Origin of the sequence: Burkholderia sp. WP42, assembly GCF_000745665.1 — a bacterium.
In the GTDB taxonomy this organism is placed as follows: Bacteria; Pseudomonadota; Gammaproteobacteria; order Burkholderiales; family Burkholderiaceae; genus Burkholderia; species Burkholderia vietnamiensis.
Genome location: NZ_JQJT01000025.1, coordinates 142,677 through 148,918, shown reverse-complemented (window position 1 = coordinate 148,918; position 6,242 = coordinate 142,677). Strand labels below are relative to the sequence as shown.

The 6,242-nt window shown below is 62.1% G+C and carries 3 protein-coding genes and 1 rRNA gene; 3 read left to right on the top strand and 1 reads right to left on the bottom strand.

What is annotated here, in order from left to right; all coding sequences use genetic code 11:
- The first annotated feature begins 202 nt into the window (after positions 1-202).
- The 3 genes from rrf to EX20_RS17350 all read left to right on the top strand — a co-directional run bounded on the left by rrf (position 203) and on the right by EX20_RS17350 (position 4,466).
- Positions 203-315: ribosomal RNA gene (gene rrf, locus EX20_RS17360) — 5S ribosomal RNA — on the top strand.
- 265 nt (positions 316-580) lie between these two features.
- On the top strand, positions 581-2,656 hold the full coding sequence (locus EX20_RS17355; protein ID WP_034194189.1) for a molybdopterin-containing oxidoreductase family protein: 2,076 nt from the start codon (positions 581-583) through the stop codon (positions 2,654-2,656).
- A gap of 136 nt (positions 2,657-2,792) precedes the next feature.
- A complete protein-coding gene (locus tag EX20_RS17350) occupies positions 2,793-4,466 on the top strand; it encodes a long-chain fatty acid--CoA ligase (protein WP_034194188.1) in 1,674 nt (557 codons plus the stop codon).
- 366 nt (positions 4,467-4,832) lie between these two features.
- Here the strand turns inward: EX20_RS17350 and EX20_RS17345 are convergent, their stop codons facing one another.
- The gene (locus EX20_RS17345) at positions 4,833-6,002 is read right to left on the bottom strand and encodes a porin (RefSeq protein ID WP_011883167.1); all 1,170 of its coding nucleotides are present in this window, start codon (positions 6,000-6,002) and stop codon (positions 4,833-4,835) included.
- Positions 6,003-6,242: the final 240 nt, after the last annotated feature.

Genomic DNA, 6,242 nt, shown 5'->3' with positions numbered 1-6,242 from the left:
TAATGCGTTCAGCTAACTGATACTAATTGCCCGTAAGGCTTGATCCTATAACAAGTCTGCCTTGTAGATCGGCGCCGTGCGAAAGCACTGGCCGCGATCCAGAGCGACATGTTGGATTCTCGTGTGTGATACACACAACTCAAGATTACTGCTTCTTCCCAGATTGGTTCTGTTGGCCACGCCAGCAGAACAACCCTCTTTGCCTGATGACCATAGCGAGTCGGTCCCACCCCTTCCCATCCCGAACAGGACCGTGAAACGACTCTACGCCGATGATAGTGCGGATTCCCGTGTGAAAGTAGGTAATCGTCAGGCTCCCTAAGCCAAGAACCCCCGCCCGATAAGGCGGGGGTTTTTGCATTTGTGGCTCTGAAAATACGATCTCACCGCGACTAAAGCCATCATTTCAGTGGTGTAACGCCGTGATCTAGATCAGTACCGAAGCCCTATCCCATACCAACAAAATTCCATCCCCCTTCCCAATTTCCGACGGACAATCAGGAAATTCGGATGAAGTGAAGCCTGATCAAGGGCGTCCACGTAGAATCTGCCAATCTCCCCCGATGCAGGATCCAGAACGATGAACGGAGCTACCCAGATAGCTCGGGCCGTTTGCCCGCACGATTGTCCCGACACATGCGCGATGCGCGTAACCGTCGAAAACGGCAAGGCAATCAAGGTCACCGGCGACCCCGAGCATCCGCCGACCCAAGGCGTGCTGTGCACGAAAGTCAGCCGATATGCCGATCGTGTTCATCATCCTGACCGTCTGACCGTTCCGCTCAAGCGCATCGGTGCGAAGGGGGAAGGGCGTTTTGCGCCGATCACCTGGAACGAAGCGTTCGACGAGATCGGCCGCCGCTTGGGCGATATCGCCGCGCGCTCGCCGGAGTCGATCCTGCCGTACAGCTATGCGGGAACGATGGGCCTCGTGCAGGGCGAAGGCATTGCTCAACGGTTCTTCCACAAAATCGGCGCGTCGCGGCTCGAGCGCACAATCTGCGCGGCGGCCGGCGCGGCAGGGCTGCGCTACACGTATGGCGGAAACATCGGCATGCACCTCGAACATTTCGAGGAAAGCGAGCTGATCCTCATCTGGGGCGCCAATCCAATTGCGTCGAGTCTGCATTTCTGGACACGCGCGCAGGAAGCCAAGCGCCGCGGGGCACGCCTGGTCGCGATCGATCCGTATCGCTCGTTGACCGCGGAGAAGTGTCATCAGCACATCGCACTGAAGCCGGGCACCGACGGCGCGTTCGCCTTGGGCATGATGCATGTGCTGATTACCGAGAACCTGCTCGATCACGACTACATCGCGAACCATACGGTCGGCTTCGAGGCGCTGAAGGCGCGAGCGCTGTCCTATCCGCCCGAACGCGTCGCCCAAATTTGCGGGATCGACGCGTCGGAACTGATCGAACTCGCGCGCCGCTACGGCGCGACGCGCAAGGCATCGATTCGCCTCAATTACGGCATGCAGCGCGTGCGCGGCGGCGGCAATGCAGTGCGTGCAATCGCATCCCTGCCCGGACTCACGGGCGCATGGCGCGATCGGGCCGGCGGGCTGTTGCTGTCGTCGTCGGAATTCGCGCCGATCGATCATGCCGCCTTGCTGCGCCCGGATCTCATCCCCGGCTGGCCGCACAAGTTGCCGCGCATCATCAACATGAACGCGATCGGCGACGCGTTGCTGCATCCGGGCGACGATGCCTTCGGGCCGAAGGTGGAAGCGGTGATCGTCTACAACTCGAACCCGGTGGCCGTCGCGCCGGACTCGTCGAAGGTAGCAGCGGGGTTCGCGCGCGAGGACCTGTTCACAGTCGTTCTGGAGCACTTCCAGACGGATACCGTCGATTTCGCCGACATTGTGCTGCCTGCGACGACGCAACTCGAGCATCTCGACATCCACAAATCGTATGGTCACACCTACGTGATGGCGAACCTGCCGGCGATCCCGCCGGTCGGCGAGGCGCGGCCGAACACGGAGATTTTCCGCGGCATCGCGCGCAGCATGGGGCTCGACGAGCCGGCGCTCTATCACAGCGACGAAGAAGTCGCTCAGACGGCGCTCCGCTGGGACGACCCGACGCTCGATAGCGACTGGAACACCTTGAAGCACGCGGGCTGGGTGAAGCTCAAGCTCGCGGATGCGCCGTTTGCAGACGGCGGCTTCCGCACGCCGTCCGGAAAATGCGAGTTCCACAGCGCGCGACTCGAGCAAATGGGCCTGGATCCGGTGCCGGATTATCTGCCGCCGTACGAGTCGGCCGAGGCGTCGCCGGAACTGGCCGCGCGTTACCCGCTCGCGATGATTTCGCCGCCGGCCCGTCACTTCCTGAACAGCACGTTCGTCAACGTCGAGAGCCTGCGCAACACGGAAGGCGAGCCGCACCTCGACATCCATCCCGCGGACGCCGAGTCGCGCGGCATCGGCGATGGCGACATGGTGCGAATCTTCAACGACCGCGGCTCGATGCAGGCCGTCGCGAGGGTCACGGATCGTGCGCGCGCGGGGCTGGTCGTGGGGTTGTCGATCTGGTGGAAGAAGTTGTCCGCGGACGGCCGAAACGCAAATGAAGTGACGAGTCAGGCGCTGACCGATCTCGGCAATTCGGCGACGTTTTACGATTGCCTGGTAGAAGTAGAACGGATTTGACCGAACATCGCGATATGATCTGATGAATTCAATCGAAAGTTGGAAGTGGGCATCTAACCCTGTTGTCTCGGGACGGGCGAGCCGCTACGATGCGTTTTAGCACGACCATTCGAAAATCAGTGAGGAGACGCGCGGCATGGAAAAAATTTGGCTGAAATCGTACCCACCCGGCGTTCCAGCCGAAATTGACGCGTCCCCCTACCCATCCATCCCGGATCTGCTCGACGAGAGCTTCCGCCAGTATCGTGATCGCAGCGCGTTCGTCTGCATGGGCAAGCGCATCACGTACGGCGAACTCGATGCGCTGTCGCGACATTTCGGCGCGTGGCTGCAGTCGCGCGGGCTGAAGCGCGGCGCGCGCGTCGCGTTGATGATGCCGAACGTGCTGCAATACCCGGTGGCGATCGTCGCGGTGCTTCGCGCCGGCTATACGGTCGTCAACGTCAACCCGCTCTATACGCCGCGCGAGCTCGAGCATCAGCTGAAGGACAGCGGCGCAGAGGCGATCGTCATTCTCGAGAATTTCGCGTCGACGCTTCAGGCCGTGATAGCCAACACCGGGATCAAGCATGTCGTCGTCGCATCGATGGGCGACCTGCTGGGCATCAAGGGCTGGCTCGTCAACTATGTCGTGCGGCGCGTAAAGAAGATGGTGCCGCCGTGGCAATTGCCGTCGTATACGCGCTTCAACGCCGCGCTGTCGGAGGGCGCACGGCAGACCTTCAAACCGCCGAAGCTCGCGCCGGACGACGTCGCGTTCCTCCAGTACACGGGCGGCACCACCGGCGTCGCGAAGGGCGCGACGCTGCTGCACCGCAACATCGTGTCGAACGTGCTGCAAGCCGGCGCGTGGCACCATCCCGCGCATGAGAAATTCCCGGACGTGAAGCAGTTCATCACCGTCGTCGCGCTCCCGCTCTATCACGTGTTTGCGCTGACCGTCTGCGGGTTCCTGACCATGCGCACGGGCGGCATGGGCATCCTGATCCCGAACCCGCGCGACATCGGCGGCATGATCAAGGAGCTGAAGGGCTACCAGATCTCGACGATTCCGGCAGTCAACACGTTGTACAACGCGCTGCTGAACCATCCGGATTTCGGCCAGCTCGACCTGTCGAAGCTCGCGATCGCGAACGGCGGTGGGATGGCGATCCAGGAAGGCGTCGCGAAGCGCTGGTACGAAAAAACCCGTACGGCGATCGTCGAAGGGTATGGCCTGTCGGAGACGTCGCCGGTGGCGACCTGCAACCCGGTGACGGCCACCGAATACAGCGGGACGATCGGTTTGCCGCTGCCGTCGACCGAGATTGCGATCCGCGACGATGCGGGCAACGACGTCGCGCTCGGCGAGCCGGGCGAGATCTGCATTCGCGGGCCGCAGGTGATGGCCGGCTACTGGAACCGTCCGGATGAAACGGCGAAGGTCATGTTTCCCGACGGCTTCTTCAAGACCGGCGACATCGGCGTGATGGACGCGCGCGGTTACGTGAAGATCGTCGACCGGAAGAAGGACATGATCCTCGTGTCCGGCTTCAACGTCTATCCGAACGAGGTCGAGGACGTGGTGGCGTCGCATCCGGGCGTGTTCGAGGTGGCGGCCGTCGGTGTACCGGACGAACACTCGGGCGAAGCGGTGAAGCTGTTCGTCGTGAAGAAGGACCCGGCGCTCACCGACAAGGACATCCTCGCGTACTGCAAGGAGCGGCTCACCGGCTACAAGCGGCCGAAGCTGGTCGAATTCCGCACGGAACTGCCGAAGACGAACGTCGGAAAGATCCTGCGGCGCGAACTGCGCGACGGCCGCGCGTAACATCGACGTTCGAACCTGCGAGCCCGGCCTTGTGCCGGGCTTTTTAATTTTGGGCGGGCGACGCGTCGCGCTGCAGATATCGTCGGGACGTGGCCGTCGCCACGATGGTCGTTCGACCCCGAGGGCGGTGGCCGCCGGCGCGGCCGCGACCATTCCATGCACCCGCTTCGTTTCGAATGGCAGGCGCGCGGTGAACTTCGGTGCCGGTAAAGGCGGCGTTCACGTGGCGCTGCGTCGCCAGCGCACAGCCGGCGCAAGCGCTCGCGCCGCGCCGCCGCGCGCGCCACACGCCGACCGCGCCCAACCGAAAAAGAAAAAGGCGCCCGAAGGCGCCTTCAAGACACTGCGGCTTGTCAGGCAAGCTGATTAGAACTTGTGACGGATGCCGACGCGGGCTGCGACCTGGTTGCTGGTGCTCGACGCGTCGAGGCCGTTGATCGCGGCGGTTGCCTGAACGACGTTGCCCTTCGAATCGAGCACGTTGCCCGACGCGTGTTGATACACGCCGATCACGTAGACGTCGGTGCGCTTCGACAGGAAGTAGTCGACGCCCAGCGAGCCCTGGTGATACTTGGCCGCCGAGTTGCCGTCGATCTTGCTGCCTTGCGTGTAGTCGTACGCGGCGCCGAGGATCAACGCCGGGGTCAACTGGTACTTGAAGTTGAGTTCGCCGTTGTTGAACGTCGCGGTCTGGTTCGTGTATTGACCGGCCGAGAAGCCCTTGAACTTCGTGTTCGAGTACGTCGCGCCGATCGTTGCCGCGCCGAACGTGTATGCACCGCCCGCGCCGATGACCTGGTACGTGTTCGCGCTGTTCGCGTACGTGCCGTAAACCGGCGAGGAGACGACCGGCTTGCCGCTTGCCGCCGGATCGGACGAGCCGGTGTTGAAGATGCCGCCGTAGTTCGCCGGCGTACGTGCGTTCAGGTAGCCGACGCCCAGGACCAGCGGGCCGTTGTTGTAGCCCGCGCCGAGCGACCAGACCTGATTCTTCGAGAACTGGCCGGCTTGGCCGCCGAAGCTGTACAAGCCGCCGAACGTGAAGCCGCCGTAGTTTGCGCTCGTGTACTTGACCGCGTTGTTCACACGGTAAGCGTTGTTGAAGTTGTCGAGGTCGCCCGGGTGAGCGGCGATGTAGCCGCCCCATTGGTCACCTGCCTCGAGCGGGCCGACGAAGTCGACGACGGAGTCGTACTGGCGACCCAGCGTGACCGTGCCGTACTGGCTCGACAGGCCGACGTAAGCCTGACGACCGAACATCAGGCCGCCTTGACCGAGCTTGCCGGAGTTCACGTCGAAACCATTTTCGAGCACGAAGATCGCCTTCAGGCCGCCGCCCAGATCTTCGGTGCCGCGCAGGCCGAAGCGGCTGCCTTGCATCACGCCGCTGGCCAGACCGTACAGATGGCCGCCCTTCGCGTTGTTGTTGAAGATGAAGCCTTCATCGATGATGCCGTAAAGGGTCACGCTGCTTTGCGCATGGGCTGCGCCAGCGAACGCGCCCAGCGCGACGAGCGCGAGAAGCGACTTTTTCATTAACGGATCTCCAAGAATCACTGAATTTTTTTGGCGGGGCGGATAGTTATGTTGTGTCGACGAGCCCCTTCAACTTCGCAAGAAGTCGCTCGTAATGTAGCAAAGCCACTTTTTCCGACAAAGCGAAATGCCGTGGCTCAAGGTCGCCATGTTTCCTTTATGCAACAATGGTTAAAATCACGGGTTAACCGCAATTTCCGCTGAATAATCAAGTCGGTTACGCAGCGGAGCACGTGCCTT

Coding starts and splice junctions, on each gene's coding strand:
- EX20_RS17350 (WP_034194188.1), top strand. CDS start 2,793: ATGGAAAAAATTTGGCTGAAATCGTACCCACCCGGCGTTCCAGCCGAA.
- EX20_RS17345 (WP_011883167.1), bottom strand. CDS start 6,002: ATGAAAAAGTCGCTTCTCGCGCTCGTCGCGCTGGGCGCGTTCGCTGGC.
- EX20_RS17355 (WP_034194189.1), top strand. CDS start 581: ATGAACGGAGCTACCCAGATAGCTCGGGCCGTTTGCCCGCACGATTGT.